General features: G+C 38.6%; 13 protein-coding genes and 1 riboswitch. All 13 genes read left to right on the top strand.

Translation table 11 applies throughout. From position 1 onward, the window contains the following. Positions 1 to 7 precede the first annotated feature (7 nt). A complete protein-coding gene (argB, locus tag BR30_RS0106920) occupies positions 8 to 805 on the top strand; it encodes an acetylglutamate kinase (RefSeq protein WP_026564371.1) in 798 nt (265 codons plus the stop codon). Next, positions 805 to 2,004: an acetylornithine transaminase gene (locus BR30_RS0106915; protein ID WP_035445187.1), complete on the top strand. Its 1,200-nt coding sequence runs from the start codon at positions 805 to 807 to the stop codon at positions 2,002 to 2,004. Before argB ends, BR30_RS0106915 begins: the two co-directional genes overlap by 1 nt. A gap of 5 nt (positions 2,005 to 2,009) precedes the next feature. Further along, entirely contained in the window at positions 2,010 to 3,086 is a 1,077-nt protein-coding gene (locus tag BR30_RS0106910; RefSeq protein ID WP_026564369.1) for a carbamoyl phosphate synthase small subunit, read from the top strand. Then, positions 3,073 to 6,300 carry a carbamoyl-phosphate synthase (glutamine-hydrolyzing) large subunit gene (carB, locus tag BR30_RS0106905; RefSeq protein WP_026564368.1) on the top strand — a complete coding sequence of 1,076 codons (3,228 nt, stop codon included), beginning with the start codon at positions 3,073 to 3,075 and terminating at the stop codon, positions 6,298 to 6,300. Before BR30_RS0106910 ends, carB begins: the two co-directional genes overlap by 14 nt. After that, positions 6,293 to 7,270 carry an ornithine carbamoyltransferase gene (argF, locus tag BR30_RS0106900; protein WP_051633502.1) on the top strand — a complete coding sequence of 326 codons (978 nt, stop codon included), beginning with the start codon at positions 6,293 to 6,295 and terminating at the stop codon, positions 7,268 to 7,270. Before carB ends, argF begins: the two co-directional genes overlap by 8 nt. Positions 7,271 to 7,355: 85 nt before the next feature. Continuing rightward, complete coding sequence (locus BR30_RS0106895; RefSeq protein WP_026564366.1) at positions 7,356 to 8,567, top strand: argininosuccinate synthase; 1,212 nt, start codon at positions 7,356 to 7,358, stop codon at positions 8,565 to 8,567. A 61-nt stretch (positions 8,568 to 8,628) separates the two neighbouring features. Then, complete coding sequence (gene argH / locus BR30_RS0106890; protein ID WP_026564365.1) at positions 8,629 to 10,005, top strand: argininosuccinate lyase; 1,377 nt, start codon at positions 8,629 to 8,631, stop codon at positions 10,003 to 10,005. 119 nt (positions 10,006 to 10,124) lie between these two features. Continuing rightward, positions 10,125 to 10,985 (top strand): carbon-nitrogen hydrolase family protein, encoded by an 861-nt coding sequence (locus BR30_RS0106885; protein ID WP_026564364.1) that lies wholly within the window; start codon positions 10,125 to 10,127, stop codon positions 10,983 to 10,985. Between the two features lie 20 nt (positions 10,986 to 11,005). Beyond that, positions 11,006 to 11,689: a GNAT family N-acetyltransferase gene (locus BR30_RS0106880; RefSeq protein ID WP_026564363.1), complete on the top strand. Its 684-nt coding sequence runs from the start codon at positions 11,006 to 11,008 to the stop codon at positions 11,687 to 11,689. Further along, complete coding sequence (locus BR30_RS0106875) at positions 11,689 to 12,360, top strand: hypothetical protein (protein WP_026564362.1); 672 nt, start codon at positions 11,689 to 11,691, stop codon at positions 12,358 to 12,360. Before BR30_RS0106880 ends, BR30_RS0106875 begins: the two co-directional genes overlap by 1 nt. Positions 12,361 to 12,452: 92 nt before the next feature. Then, positions 12,453 to 12,562, top strand: a riboswitch (SAM riboswitch). 76 nt (positions 12,563 to 12,638) lie between these two features. After that, complete coding sequence (locus BR30_RS32805) at positions 12,639 to 13,880, top strand: homoserine dehydrogenase (protein ID WP_051633501.1); 1,242 nt, start codon at positions 12,639 to 12,641, stop codon at positions 13,878 to 13,880. Between the two features lie 224 nt (positions 13,881 to 14,104). Beyond that, positions 14,105 to 15,952, top strand: a complete 1,848-nt coding sequence (locus BR30_RS35155) for a glycosyltransferase (protein WP_051633500.1) — start codon at positions 14,105 to 14,107, stop codon at positions 15,950 to 15,952. A gap of 30 nt (positions 15,953 to 15,982) precedes the next feature. Then, positions 15,983 to 16,687, top strand: a complete 705-nt coding sequence (locus BR30_RS0106860) for a glycosyltransferase family 2 protein (RefSeq protein ID WP_026564361.1) — start codon at positions 15,983 to 15,985, stop codon at positions 16,685 to 16,687. Positions 16,688 to 16,759: the final 72 nt, after the last annotated feature.

Genomic DNA, 16,759 nt, shown 5'->3' with positions numbered 1-16,759 from the left:
CGAGAAAATGAAATATATAGTCATTAAGTGCGGCGGAAGTGTGTTAGATAATCTCCCAAGGTCCTTTTATGAAGACATAGTTTCACTTCATGAATCAGGCGAATGGACACCAATCATTGTTCATGGCGGCGGACCACTAATTACTTCATTATTAAAAAACCTTAACGTGGATACCACTTTTGTGAATGGTCTTAGAGTAACCAATCATGAAGTATTAGATATTGTTGAAATGGTATTGAGCGGCTCCGTCAACAAACAAGTTGTCCGAAACATAATCGAAGTTGGGGGAAAGGCGATTGGCATAAGTGGTGTAGATGGTTCCCTATTACAAGCTGAACCAACTGAAAATGCGGATACATTAGGCTTCGTCGGTGAAGTAATTGGTGTCAACCATAAAGTAATCGAAGGAATCATTGCCCAAGGTAATGTTCCAGTCATTTCTCCAGTCGGCATCGATGCTGGCGGACAGCGATATAACATTAATGGCGATATTGCTGCTTCAGCGATTGCCAAAGCATTGGGTGCAAATCTCTGCTTCATAAGTGATATACCTGGAATCTTGGTTGAAAAAAATGGTGCCAAGACAAAACTTGATAAAGTCTCAAAGGCAACCATCGAGGAACTGATAAATAATAAAACTATTTATGGTGGGATGATACCTAAAGTAAAAGCTGCCATTGATGGTCTTGTCCACAATATACCCGAAGTTAGTATCATTAATGGTTCTGAAAAAAGCAGTTTAATAGATTATACAAATGGTAAACTGACCGGCACAAAAATTGTCTTAGAAGAGGGGATCGCGTAATGTCAATCAATAATTCCACTTCCCTGACCTCGCCAGTGATGGCAACATACAGCCGCTTCCCTGTCACACTTGTTAAAGGGAAAGGAAGCTATGTTTGGAATGAACAGGGAACACAATATCTAGATTTCACTTCGGGTATAGCCACCTGTAACCTAGGGCATGTCCCTGATGTTGTAAAGGATGCACTTGAGGAGCAATTACAGAACCTTTGGCACTGTTCCAACCTCTATAACATTCCAAATCAGGAGAAGCTAGCGGCGCTTCTAACGACCAATAGTTGCGGAGACCAGGTTTTCTTTTGTAATAGTGGAGCCGAAGCCAATGAAGCAGCGATAAAATTAGCAAGAAGATATGCCAACAAAGTTATGGGAAAAGAAGTACCTGAAATTGTCACCTTTCAGCAATCCTTTCATGGAAGGACACTAGCAACCTTATCGGCAACAGGACAAGAAAAAATTCAGCAGGGATTTTTTCCGTTAGTGTCAGGGTTTAGTTATCTGCCATTTAACGATGAAGAAGCGCTGGAGTTGCTCTATACGATTGAGCCTGCAGCTGTTCTCCTAGAACTCGTTCAAGGTGAAGGTGGAGTCATTCCCGCAAACCATGAATGGGTCAAAAAGTTAGCGAAGATTTGTAAGGAAAGAGAAATACTCCTGATGGTTGACGAAATCCAAACAGGGATTGGCAGAACAGGTACATTCTTTGCTTATGAACAATACGGAATTGAGCCCGATGTCATTAGTATTGCCAAAGGCCTTGGCTCAGGTTTTCCGATTGGAGCGATTATCGCAAAAGAAGAGGCAGCCAAAGGCTTTGACCCAGGCAGTCATGGCAGTACTTTTGGAGGGAACCCATTAGCCACAGCTGCTGGAGTCGCAACGGTTTCACATATACATGACACGAACCTATTAAATCAAGCAAATGAAATGGCAACATACTTAGATAAAAAACTGCATGTCTTGAAGGAAGACTATTCATTTATAAAAGACATCCGCGGACTAGGACTGTTAAAAGGAATTGTTGTTGATACGAATGCCCTAGAAATCGTTCAAAAAGCACTAGAAAACAACCTTCTGATCCTAACTGCTGGTCCAAATGTGGTAAGGATTTTACCACCGTTAACTGTTACATCTGAAGAAATAAATGAATTTATTAAAGCATTGGAAAAAACTTTCCAAAGTATTGAGAAAGGCGCGTGAGTAGTTTGCAGAATGGATACCTTACTTTGGAAACGGGCGAAGTCTTTGAAGGAGTACTAATTGGTGCTGAAAAAGATTCTCTCGGGGAAGTGGTTTTTAATACTAGCATGACGGGGTATCAAGAGATTATCACTGATCCATCATATGCTGGTCAAATCATTACATTCTGTTATCCGATCATCGGAAATTATGGAATTAATGCAATTGACAATGAAAGTATCACACCAGCTTTGTCTGGGGTCATCATCGGTGATTTATGTGAAACACCAAGCCATTATCAATCAATCAATAAATTTTCTGAAAAGCTTAAAGACGCAGGAGTTCCTGGGATTGCGGGAGTTGATACTCGACTTTTAGTAAAAACCATTCGCAGCCGGGGGACAGTAAAAGGGTATTTAAGCAAAACAAAAGATAACGAAAATTTAGGATTAGATATTCGTTCATTTTGGGTGGAGAAGGTATCGACTAAGAAAATTCAATCCTTTAAAAATAACGGACCGCATGTGGTACTCATGGATTTTGGATATAAAAAGTCGATTCTTAACGCCCTGCTAGATGAAAACTGTGCGGTTACCATTGTTCCATATAATACGTCTTATGAAAAAATAAAATCTTTGAATCCAGACGGTGTCCTGTTCAGTAATGGTCCTGGAGATCCGATGGATTTGAAAAAATGGTTCCCAGAAATAAAAAAGATAAGCCAAAACTATCCTACACTAGGAATTTGTCTGGGGCATCAATTAATAGCTTTAGCATACGGAGCAAAAACAACAAAACTTGCTTATGGACATCGCGGCGGCAATCATCCAGTAAAAGAACTATTTACTGGGAAGGTAAAAATCACTGCACAAAACCATGGCTATGTTGTGGTTGATGAAAGTATAGACAACAAAGTATTTGATGTCACTTACCGTAATGTAAATGATCGTTCAATTGAAGGTTTGAAGCATAAGAATTTTCCAATTCAAACCGTACAATTTCATCCAGAAGCCCATCCGGGGCCAAGCGATACAGAGTATATCTTAAAAGATTTCGTAAGTCAGATAGCATCAATGGGAGAGACAGTATATGCCATTAAATAAAACCTTAAAAAAAGTACTAGTGATTGGATCAGGTCCCATTGTCATAGGGCAAGCGGCAGAATTTGATTATGCGGGTACACAAGCATGTATAGCCTTGAGAGAAGAAGGCATTGAAGTCGTTCTAATTAATAATAATCCGGCAACCATCATGACGGATGAAGCGGTTGCCGATAAGGTATATATTGAACCGCTTAATGTGGAAACCATTGAAAAAATTATCAAGAAAGAAAAACCAGACGGAATTATTGGCACCTTAGGCGGCCAGACTGGCTTGAATCTAACCGTTGAACTTTACGAACAAAACATTTTAAGTAAATACAATGTGGAATTATTAGGAACATCTGTCGAGTCCATCAAAAATGGCGAGGATAGAGAGAAGTTCCGCAGTTTGATGCTTGAAATTGGAGAGCCCATTCCTGAATCAGCTATTATTCACAGCTTCGAGGAAGGGGTATCTTTCGTTAAAGAAATTGGGTATCCAGTCATTATTCGTCCAGCATATACACTTGGAGGAGATGGCGGCGGCTTTGCTTACAATGAAGAAGAATTTGAAACTGTTCTAAAAAAAGGCTTAGCTGCTAGTCCAATTCATCAAGTATTAGTAGAAAGAAGTATTAAAGGCTGGAAAGAAGTTGAATATGAGGTCATGAGAGATGCAAATGATACGTGCATCATTGTTTGCAATATGGAAAATATGGACCCAGTTGGCGTTCATACAGGTGACTCGATTGTCGTCGCTCCATCGCAAACATTGACAGATGTCCAGTATCAAATGCTTCGTGATTCTTCAATAAAAGTAATTAAAGAATTAAAGATTATCGGTGGCTGTAACATCCAGTTTGCCCTGCATCCAGCATCGAATCAGTATTATATTATCGAAGTAAATCCACGGGTGAGCCGTTCATCAGCACTTGCATCAAAAGCAACTGGTTATCCAATTGCCCGGATGGCAGCGAAATGTGCGATTGGGTATCATTTGGATGAGATTGTGAACCCAATAACAGGTAATACGTTTGCCTCATTTGAGCCAGCGATTGATTATATTGTGGTGAAACTACCTCGCTTCCCTTTTGACAAATTTCCTGAAGCAGATCGTACTTTAGGAACGCAAATGAAGGCGACTGGGGAAGTAATGGCGATTGATCGGACCTTTGAAGGAGCCTTAAACAAGGCTATTCGCTCGATGGAAATGAATGTTTATGGGCTTTGTCTCGAGGGAAATAAAACAATGGATGAAAAGAACTTAATTGGACTTCTTGAACAAGCGAATGACCAGAGGCTTTTCATCATTGCAGAATCCTTTAGAAGAGGAATTTCACTTGAAAAAGTTCAACAAATTACCGAGATTGATACATGGTTTTTACACAAAATTAGCTCAATCGTTACGTTAGAAACGGAATTGGCTTCCTATAATTGGAGTGATGTTCCTGTTTCCTTGCTTAAAGATGCAAAACGAAATAATGTCGCCGATAAGCTATTATCTCAAATATATGCCATTCCAGAGAAACAAATAAGAAGCAAGTGGAAAGAACTGAACTGGAAACCAGGCTATAAGATGGTTGATACTTGTTCGGCAGAATTTGATGCCGTCACTCCTTACTATTATTCTACCTGGCATGGATTTGACGAGGTTGAGGTAACAAGCAAGAAAAAGATTCTTGTTATTGGCTCAGGTCCGATTCGAATCGGGCAAGGAATTGAATTTGATTACTGCTCGGTACATGCAGCAAAAGCAATCAAGAAAAAAGGATACGAGGCAGTGGTTATAAATAATAACCCTGAGACAGTTAGTACCGATTATTCGGTTGCGGACCGCCTTTATTTTGAACCACTAGCAGCTGAGGATGTGCTCCATGTCATCGAAAAAGAAAAGGTCGATGGTGTATTGATTCAGTTTGGCGGTCAAACAGCAATTAATATAGCCCATGCATTAGAAGAAGAGGGTGTAAAAATCTTAGGCACGACCGTGGAAAATGTCGATCGTTTAGAAGATAGAAAAGAATTCTATCAGCTGTTGGAGGATTTAAATATTCCACATATTGAAGGACAAACCGTTACACACCCCGAAGAACTGAAACAAGCAGCGGCAGCGTTAGGATATCCAGTTTTAGTGAGACCATCCTATGTTATAGGCGGCCAATCGATGTTTACGATTTTTTCAGAAGCGGAATTGAACCAATATATAGCGCAGCTTGAGAAAAATTCGCAAGCCTCCATGTGGCCTTTATTAGTAGATAAATATTTACCTGGACTAGAATGCGAGATTGATGCCATCTGTGATGGGGAAAATATCGTCGTACCAGGAATTTTTGAACATATAGAAAAAGCTGGTGTCCATTCAGGTGACAGTATCTCAGTGTTTCCGCCGGTATCACTTTCAGATAAAGTGAAAGAAACATTAATTGATTACGCCGGGAAAATCGCTAACTCTGCACCGGTAATTGGAATCATGAACATTCAATTTGTCATCTATCAAGAACAGGTTAATGTACTTGAAGTCAATCCTCGTTCATCCAGAACGGTACCAATTATGAGCAAGGTCACAGGAATACCGATGATCGAATGGGCAACGCGTGTTCAATTAGGAGAAACGCTCACCGATTTATGTACAACAAAGGGACTAATGGATGAACCTGATTATTTTTCGGTTAAATCACCTGTGTTTTCATCTAGTAAACTTAAAGGTGTTGACCATGTGCTCGGACCTGAAATGAAATCTACAGGTGAGGCACTTGGTATGGGAGTAACCTATCAAGAGGCTCTTGAAAAATCTATTCCATCCCTAGGTGGTCAGTCAGAGGAAAATTATCTTTTTTGTTCCATCGCCGATCGAGATAAGCAAGCGTCACTTCCAATCATGCAACAACTTGTAAAAAAACAATACAAGATTGCTGCAACAGAAGGGACAGCTGCCTATTTTCAAGACAAGGGAATTCCTGTTGAAAAAGTAATTAAGGGCGATGATGAGGTCCTTAATCTTTTCCGGAACCAGTCCATGAAAGCTGTTATTAACATACCGAATCAAGGTCGGAATAAAATTAAATTTGGTTTCCAGATTCGCGAACATGCTGTTCGCTACAAGGTACCCGTATATACACACTTAGATACAATTGAAGCAATCATTGGCCTTGAAAAAGAGGTGCAATCCGATTATGGGGTACGATCTGTGAATGAATATTACAAGTTGGAAGAGAGAGGTGCCGTTCATGGGTGAGGCTATTAATTTATTTGATGTTAGTAATAAAACTGTGCAGAAGCTGAAGGGAAAAGATTTCCTACAGCTTTCTGATTTCAGTACAAATCAAATCCTCTATCTTTTAAACGAAGCGGTAGAGATGAAGAAACTCCAGAAACAAGGCAAACCACATCCGTATTTAGCCGGAAAGGTTTTAGGAATGATTTTTGAAAAATCCTCAACCCGTACAAGAGTATCGTTTGAAGTAGGAATGCTGCAGCTCGGTGGCCATGCGATATTCCTAAGTTCAAAGGATATTCAATTAGGAAGAGGAGAAAGCATATCAGATACGGCTAAAGTGTTATCCCGTTATGTGGATGGATTAATGATTCGAACTTTTTCACATGATTCAGTAGAGGAATTGGCTGAACATGCAACAGTACGGGTTATTAATGGCTTAACCGACCTTCAGCATCCCACTCAAGTGTTAGCAGATTTATTAACAATATTAGAGCATAAAGGGAAATTGGCTGGCTTAAAGTTATGCTATATCGGGGACGGCAATAACAATATGGCCCATTCCTTAATGGAGGGTGCCATGAAAGTCGGCATGGATATTAGCATTGCTAGTCCAGCAGGCTATTTGCCTAATGGTAAAATAACCGAAAATGCCATCAAAGTGGGAAAACAAACTGGATGTTCCCTTATAATTACAAATGATCCGCAAGAAGCTATCAAAGGCGCAGATGTCGTCGTAACAGATGTCTGGACCAGCATGGGGCAGGAAGAAGAAACGGAAAAGAGATTGAAAGCATTCCAAGGTTTCCAAGTAAATAAAGAACTGTGCAAGTTTGCAAAAGATGATTTTATCTTTTTACATTGTTTGCCGGCACACCGTGGCGAAGAAGTAACAGCAGAGGTCATTGATGGTCCTCAATCAGTTGTTTTTGATGAAGCTGAGAACCGTTTACATGCACAAAAAGCAATTTTAAAACTTTTACTAGAATAATAGTTTCACTTTTTATGGAACTTGTTGTATAATAATTCTATCGGTTGGATAAAAATACAGTGATAGTAAGAGGAGAATTATAAAAATGACAAAAGAAAAAATCGTTCTAGCCTATTCAGGCGGTTTAGATACATCTGTTTCAGTAAAATGGATTCAAGAAAAATATGGTTACGATGTGATTGCATTGGGTCTAGATGTCGGTGAAGGTAAAGATCTAGAAGCAATTAAAAATAAAGCACTAAATGTTGGTGCGGTAAAAGCTTATATGATCGATGCAAAGGAATTATTAGCCAAGGAATATATTTTACCAGCCTTAAAAGCTAATTGCTTATATGAAGGAAAATATCCATTATCATCAGCTCTTTCTCGCCCATTAATCTCTAAATTACTAGTGGAGGTAGCAGAAAAAGAGGGAGCAACTGCTGTTGCCCATGGCTGCACAGGGAAAGGAAATGACCAGGTCCGTTTTGAAGTTTCCATTCAAGCTTTAAACCCAAGTCTAAAGGTCGTTGCTCCTGTTCGTGAATGGGGAATGACTCGTGACGAAGAAATCAAATATGCTGAGGAAAACGGTATTCCAATTCCCGTTGATTTAGATAACCCGTTTTCAATTGATGCCAACATTTGGGGCCGTGCATGTGAGGCAGGAGTGCTGGAAGATCCGTGGGCTGAGGCACCAGAAGCAGCCTTCGATTGGACGAATCCGATCGAGTTAACTCCTGATGCGGCTGAATATGTTGAAATAGAATTTGAACAGGGCGTCCCGGTTGCTCTTAACGGTGAAAAACTTCCGCTTGTACAATTAATTGAAACTATCAATGCCCTTGGCGGAAAACACGGTGTAGGCCGTATCGACCATATTGAAAATAGATTAGTAGGGATTAAATCTCGTGAAGTCTATGAAAATCCTGCTGCACTCATTTTAATCAATGCTCATAAAGAATTAGAGTTTTTAACCTTAACTCGTGAGGTTTCTCAATTTAAAACACAAGTTGAACAGCAAATGGCTAAGATCATTTATGAAGGACTTTGGTATTCTCCTATCAAACCAGCACTTGATGCGTTTATTAATGAAACGCAAAAGACGGTTACAGGTACCATTCGCGTCAAGCTTCATAAAGGGAATCATACGGTTGTTGGCAGAAAGTCTCCATTCAGCCTGTACAATGAGGAACTTGCAACTTATTCTAAAGGCGATGCGTTTGATCATAATGCAGCCGTAGGATTTATTAAAATTTGGGGTTTACCGACAAAGGTCAATTCAGAAGTAAATAAAAAGGAATCAATTTTAAAATAATTCGGATTGCCCTCGAGTCCTTTTCGAGGGCACTGTTGTTAGGGGTAAGGAGGAACACTATATGTCGAAGTTATGGGGCGGCCGTTTTACAAAAGAAACCAATAAGCTAGTAGAGGAATTCACAGCCTCAATATCCTTTGATCAAAAGCTAGCCAAGGAGGATATCGCTGGAAGCCTCGCTCATGTGCAAATGCTGGGGGAGTGTGGCATCATTCCCGTTGAAGATTCCGAGAAAATTAAGGATGGTCTTCTCACCATAAAAAAGCTGGTTGATAATAATCAGGTTGAATTTTTAGTAGAAGACGAAGATATCCATATGAATATTGAAAAACTATTAATTGAAAAAATCGGTCCGGTCGGTGGGAAACTTCACACCGGGCGCAGTCGTAATGATCAGGTGGCTACCGACATGCATCTGTATTTAAGAACAAAAACGACGGAAATTATTAAGTTAGTGGAAGATGTTCAACAGGCATTAATTAAGCAGGCGAAAGAGAATGTCCAAACCTTAATACCTGGATATACACACCTGCAGCGGGCCCAGCCTGTCTCATTCGCCCATCATTTAATGGCGTATTTTTGGATGTTTGAACGTGATAAAGAGCGATTGATTGATAGTTTGAAGCGCATCAATTGGCTCCCGCTTGGTTCAGGGGCATTGGCAGGAACAACCTTTCCGATTAACCGCGAACGTGTCGCTGAATTGTTAGGGTTTGAAACGGTTTATCCAAACAGTATGGATGCTGTTAGTGATCGTGACTTTATTCTTGAATTTTTATCAATCGGTTCGATTATCATGACTCATATTTCCAGATTATCAGAAGAACTTGTCATTTGGTCAAGTCAGGAGTTTCAGTTTGTGGAACTTGACGATTCGTTCTGCACAGGTTCAAGTATTATGCCGCAAAAGAAAAACCCAGATGTTCCTGAGCTGCTCCGTGGAAAAACAGGCCGGACCTATGGTAATTTAATCGGCTTGCTGACCGTTCTTAAAGGCTTACCTCTCGCTTATAACAAGGATTTACAAGAAGATAAGGAAGGTATGTTTGATACAGTTGAAACGCTTGAAGGTTCTTTAATGTTGCTAGCGCCGATGATTGAAACCATGACCGTTAATAAAGATATAATGCGTAAGGCAATTAACAATGATTTTTCTAATGCTACAGATATTGCTGATTACTTGGTGAGAAAAGGTCTGCCTTTCCGTGATGCTCATGAAGTAATCGGAAAGATTGTTTTATATGCCATCCAGAATAACAAATTTTTGCTCGATTTGAGTTTCGAAGAATATCAAGAATTTAGTCCTTTATTTGAGGAAGATATTTATGTGGTATTGGCTCCAGAGCATGTGGTGGCAGTTCGAAATAGCTTTGGTGGAACATCACCAGAGCAAGTTGAGAAACAAATCAAGCTTGCAGAGGGAAAACTGCAGCGATAAAGATGAAATTCTAGAAGCCTGCCATTTGGCAGGCTTTTAGTTTGAATAAATTGTATTTATATCGAAATTATTAGATAATCTCTTTATGAGAAATTTTTACAATTGAGTGGAGGGAAATGATGAAAATTCGTGTATCTGTCGTGCAATACCACCTACATACGATTCAATCCTTTGAAGAATTCGCATCACAATGTGAACATTATATAAAAACTGCGGAGGAATTTGGGGCAGAGTTTGTTCTTTTTCCAGAGTTCTTTACTACCCAGCTATTATCGATTGGGAATGGACAAGGACAAAGTCTAAGCATCAATGATCTGCCGAGATTTACTGAACAATATAGAGAGCTATTTTCTAATTTTGCTAAAAATACAAACATGCATATTATTGCGGGAACGCACGTGATTGAAAAGGATGGCAAGCTGTATAATACCGCTCATTTATTTTATCCAAATGGGAGGATTGGTGAGCAGGCAAAACTCCATATTACACCGACCGAAGTCAATGAATGGAATATGGCACCAGGGGATTCCTTTCAAATCTTTGAAACAGAAAAAGGAAAAATCGCCCTCCTAACTTGTTATGATATTGAATTCCCTGAAATCGTGCGGATGGCAAAGGCCAAAGGTGCTGATGTCATTTTCTGTCCATCTTGTACAGATGATCGGCATGGTTTTCACCGTGTTCGCTATACCAGCCATGCACGTGCAATCGAGAATCAAATATATGTGGTCTTAACAGGAACAGTTGGTTCACTTCCGACCGTTGACTTTATGCGCGCTAATTTTGGTCAAGCGGTAATCATTACTCCAAACGATATTCCATTTCCTCCAAAAGGCATATTGGTTGAAGGTGAAATTAACGATGACATGATTGTGACAGGCGACCTGGATTTAAATTTGTTATATGAAGTAAGAGAACGAGGATCGGTTACAACCTGGCGTGATCGCAGAACGGATTTATACACAGACTGGGAAAAGTAAACAGAAGGGCTGGGTTATGTATGTATCGAAGCAAATTTTACGTCTATGACCAAGAACGGCCAGTGCCTGTTATCATTCGCAATTATACAAAACAGGATTTTGACGATCTTATCAAGATTCAATCCGAGTGCTTCCCACCTCCTTTTCCATCCGAATTATGGTGGAATAAAGAGCAATTAACCAATCATGTGTCCCTGTTTCCAGATGGTGCACTATGTGTGGAGGTGGATGGTGAATTAGCAGGATCGTTAACAGGCTTAACTATCGAATTTGATCCAAGCGATATAAACCACCATACGTGGGAAGAAATCACTGACCATGGATACATCCGAAACCATAACCCAAGGGGAAATACCTTGTATATCGTTGATATCAGTGTCCGCCCTAGGTACCGCAAATTAGGGTTAGGAAAATTGATGATGCATGCGATGTACCATGTAGTGATCGAGAAAGGTTTAGAACGATTATTAGGTGGCGGAAGAATGCCAGGATATCATAAAGCAGCCAATCACATGACACCAGAGCTATATTTAGCATCAACCATTAAAGGTGATTTAAAGGATCCTGTTATTACTTTCTTACTGCGCTGTGGCCGTGTGCCAGTAGGGGTTGTAGAAAACTATCTCGAGGATGAAGAATCCTGCAATTATGCGGCATTAATGGAATGGAAAAATCCTTTTATATATACAGGAGGTAAATCTTAATGGATTATATTAGAATCACAAGTATAGATGATCCAAATTTTAGAAAGCTTCATAACTTAATGGGAGAAATTTTCCCTCCTGAAGAAGTGCTGGAGTATGAACTATGGAAAGAGCCATTAGAAGATCCTAGTATTCGCGTATTTGTAGCAGTCGATGGTGATAAGGTCTTAGGTGCAACTGAATACCGGTACTATCCTGATTGGAATATTGCCATGACAGATTTTACGATTATAAGTAAACCTGGCCTAAGCCTTGGTCGATTTTTAGCTCAAAACCGGTTAAAGGATTTACAACAATTAGCCAATGAAAATGGAAATGAGCTATACGGAATGTTTGCAGAAATATACGACCCGTACAGAGTTGAACATCACGAATTTGGCGGCGTAAAGGTTATGGATCCTTATGTGCGACGTGAAGTGCTTTCACATCTGGGTTACAAGCGGATAGATTTTTCATATGTTCATCCTTCCTGGGAAAATAATGGGGAAGCTGTAAAAGGGCTTGATTTATGTTTCATGCCTTTAGACGATGAGCTTAATTCTCTACCAACTAATCTTGTAAAGGATTTCCTTACGACCTATTATTCCATTCTTTCAAATAAACCGGAGGAGTGGTTAGAAATGATAGACCGTTTGGGGGACAAAGAGAAGGTATCCTTATTACCGTTGTAAAAAAAGAAATTTCTAATAATATTGACAATTACAAAGGATTCAACTAAAATACTTTTTATAACTTGGAAATTTAATGAAACAATTATATAAAACTCTTATCCAGAGCGGCGGAGGGACTAGGCCCGATGAAGCCCGGCAACCATCAAGGTATTTCTTGAAAAGGTGCTAATTCCTGCAGGTAGTTTAACCTGACAGATAAGAGGAGGAATCTAACCCTCTTCTTATGAAGAGGGTTTTTACTATTTGGTCGTGACTAATTTAATGAAGGGTGGATCAACATGTCTGTTATTAAAGTAGCAATTCTAGGTTTTGGAACAGTCGGAGAAGGTGTGTATAAAACGATACAATCCCATGCGGAAGAGCTTGAGGGAGTGTTAGGGAGAAAGGTCGAGGTTGCAGCCGTCCTTATTAGAAATAAGCAGAAAAAGAGAAATATAGATAAAGATGTTTTAATTACTTCGGATTTCAATGAAATTTTAAGCCTTCCTCAACTTGATGTGATTGTAGAAGCAATCGTTGACAAAGAACCCCCCTTTACATATTTAAAACAAGCAATTCAAAACCGTTGTCACGTCATTACAGCAAATAAAGAAATGTTTGCACATCACGGAAATGAGTTGCTTGGGTTAGCGGAGAAGCATAATGTTTCGGTAGGTTACGAAGCAACTGTTGCGGGTGGTATACCTGTTATTCAAACCTTAAGGCAGTTATTAAATGTTAATCGTGTTCGTCACGTTCAAGGTATTCTAAATGGGACATCGAATTTCATCTTAACGGAAATGCGTGAGAAAAAGCAGTCCTTTGCTTCAGCCTTAAGTTTAGCGCAAGCGAAGGGTTTTGCCGAAGCTGATCCAACTAATGATGTGGAAGGCTTTGATGCCTTTTATAAAACAATGATTCTTAGCAGAATTGCTTTTGGAGAGGAACCAAATTGGGAGGAGGTTGAACGAGAAGGGATTACATCAATTACAAGTGAGTTAATCGAAGCAGCTGATAAACTTGGTTATAGATTTAAACATATTGCCAGGATTAGTAGGATAGGTGGTCAAATTATCGCAGCCGTTAGACCAGTCCTTGTTGGAAAGTCTCATCCTTTTTATGCTATTGAAGGCGTAGAGAATGCAGTAAATGTCCATTCAGATATTGTTGGTAGTATTACTTTACAAGGACCAGGTGCTGGAATGTTTCCAACTGCAAGTGCAGTGATTGAAGATTTGGTCTTTGTCTGTCAAAATCAGCCCACAAATAAAAATCTCAAATTGACAACAGCTGCAGCCTTTTCTAAAGAGAAACAAGAAGAGGTTAAAGAGTTTTGGTTAATTCAGGGTCTCTCCAAGAACTATAAAAACCCTTCGATTATATTTGTATCTAATGCTACTGAGGAGACAGCAATTATCCAAGCAACAAGGGAAGAAGTTGAAAAGTTAATTAATCAACAGAAAGCAACGTGTTACTTTCAAATATTAGGGGAACATGAAACAGCCTTTAAAAATGATGATATTACTTTTGCTGTCCTGTAATCAAGAAATATGTTATCCAGTCCCAAAAAGAGCATTCAAGTGCTCTTTTTTTTTGTATGAAAATATCACTCTCCTAAGTGGAAGTATTTATAGTTTTCTTTGAAAAAAGTAAATAAAATAACCAATAAATGGGGATGAGTTTAGTCAAAATCAAATAGGATTCATATTGTGTAAAAGCTAACTAAATGGACTAGTTATTCATAAAAGTAAAGAAGAGGTGCGTCATGTTTTGGAATAGTTTAAATGGACGTTTATTAACGAATCTGAAAAATACATTTACCTATGAGTTTTGGGTATTACCTGAAAATGTTCATCATATCGATAAACAATCTCGGGATAAGGCAGTTGATGGATATGGAAAAAATTATTTGATTGGGCCCGGACAGGGGATGTCCGATCATGATGCTGGGGTTAGTGTTTCAGTTGGACTAAATGGAATAACGGTTTATGAGCATACTAACGAGAATATATATGCGGTGTTAGTCTATGAAGCCAGTATTAATGATCTCATTCACATTGCTGTTGTCTATGATGAAAGAGAGCCGCAGCTATTCATTAATGGGAAGTTTGTAAAAAAAGGTGAAAGAAGCCCTGAAAACGATGTCTACCCATCTGGGATGATTGGAGGGCTGCCAGGTCTATTCTTTAATGGTAATATTTACGAAATTAGACTTTGGGATCATTGCCGGACTGAACAAGATTTTAATAATTTTTTGAATAAAAAGCTTACAGGAAACGAGAAAGGGCTATACGGTGTTTGGCTAACTCTGACTGTCAATGAACAAGAACCGCAGAAGGTAAATCCAAAAACCAATAAGTCCCAAAATAACAAGGACACAAGCTCTAAAGAGAAACTTAATAAAGAAACCCAAGTAAATAATAGCCAAGGTATTGAAGTCAGTATTATTATTCCTTCCCTAAATAAATATCCACTAAATCTCCTGACTCTTTTCTCACTTGAAAATCAAACATTCAATCCTTCAAAAATGGAAGTTATCTTTATAGATGATGCTTCAACTGACCCAACGGAAGAAAAGATAAAAGTCTATAAGCCTCCCTATCATTTCAAATATATACGTAATGAAAAGAACCTAGGAAGAGCGAAGGCTCGAAATTTAGGCATTCGTGAAGCAAGAGGGAGCACTCTTATTTTTCTTGATGCAGAAATGATAACGGAACCTGATTTTGTTGAAAAACATCATAAATTCCACCAATCAAAAAATAAGCATATTTTGTCAGGGGCAATGCATTCAAAAGTCATATATTCATGTATCTTTCCTGAATTTACTCCAGAGAAAATAAGCACAATTGCAACTTTAGCAAAAAAAGATAATTTGCTTAATTCTAGGTTTAAAAAATTTAAAAATCCAATTGAACAACCGTACCCGTTATTGGGAAAAAGCGATATTGCAAGAAAAGCTTTCAAGGATATAGGAGTTGTAACATACCCATGGTTCCAATCGATAACCGACAATTTTGCTGCTGACTTAGAAGGGTTTTCCTTTCCATGGATGGCATTTCTTACAGGGAATGTTTCCATTCAAAAAGAGTTTATTACCCAGGCAGGATTGTTCGATGAAGACTTTGTCAAGTACGGTTACGAAGATTGGGAACTAGGATATCGTTTATATAAAATGGGTGCCACATATATTGCTAGAAATGATTTGATCACGTATCATCAAGAACACCCTATAGGCGAAAGCAAATGGAAAGAGGCAATTAACAACCTTGGGCTGTTTATTTCAAAGCATCATGACATCGATGTTCTTGTTCTCGGATTAGAGATTTCAGGTCTTGCAGATTTATTAACGATGAGTAAGGTATTAAGCGAGTATAAATTACTCATTCAATCATATCCAGAGCAATTTCAAAATTTCCAAGAAAAATTCATGCACATTCTTGAAACAATTGTCCTTTTACTTCAAATCGACATTCGTCACATAAATATCTTAGGAGCTGCAGGCTTTGGCTCTTACGACATAAAAGAGCTTCAAGAAGAAATTAATTCTATTAAAACTCTTAAAAAGTTTACTAATTTAACCTCCCTTTTAGAAAAGGTCATGAACTCATAAAATAATTCTCCAAGCTAAAGGAGTGAGAGTGTGGTTTCCATTATTACTTGTACTATAAGAGAAGAGAATATCAATAATGTTTTTAAAAATTATAAACAGCAATCCTGGAAGAATAAAGAGCTTATCATTATCCTAAATAAGGATTCTATGAATATGGATAGATGGATTACTAAGGCTAGGAAATATCGTAATGTCCAGATTTATCAACTACACGAAAATGCAACATTAGGTGACTGCTTAAATTTTGGGATCATGAAATCAAATTATGATATTATTGCAAAATTTGATGACGATGACTATTATGGGCCTGACTACATTAAAAGTTCGATGGCTGCTTTTAAAAATAAAGATATTTCTATTATCGGAAAAAACTCTTTATATATCTATTTTAAAAATAAAAAAGCGCTGATCCATGTACCAGGTAATGAGAATTCAATCACAGAAACTGTTGCTGGAGCGACATTAATGTTTAGAAAAGATGTCTGTCAACTAGTTCCATTTGAAAAAGTTAATCGAGCTGAGGATTTCTTTTTCATTGAACAATGTAAGGAGAAAGGGTTTAAGGTCTATTCAACTGACCGTTTTCATTTTGCGGTTATTAGAAATGATGCCGAAAAACATACGTGGAAAATTTCCGATAAGGAACTAATGGAATGGGGAGAAATAATCTCCTTTACAGATGACTTCGAAACATTAGTGTCTAAAAATAATGAGGATTTGCAGAATTCGATATAAAGCTTTTTCCCTTTAATCATCAAAAAAGAAGCAGGATGCCCTGCTCCTTTTTTGATTCATTTACGTAAAGAA

Source organism: Bacillus sp. UNC41MFS5, assembly GCF_000686805.1.
The sequence above is the reverse complement of the archived record's forward strand: the minus strand, read 5'-3'. Positions and strand labels throughout refer to the sequence as shown.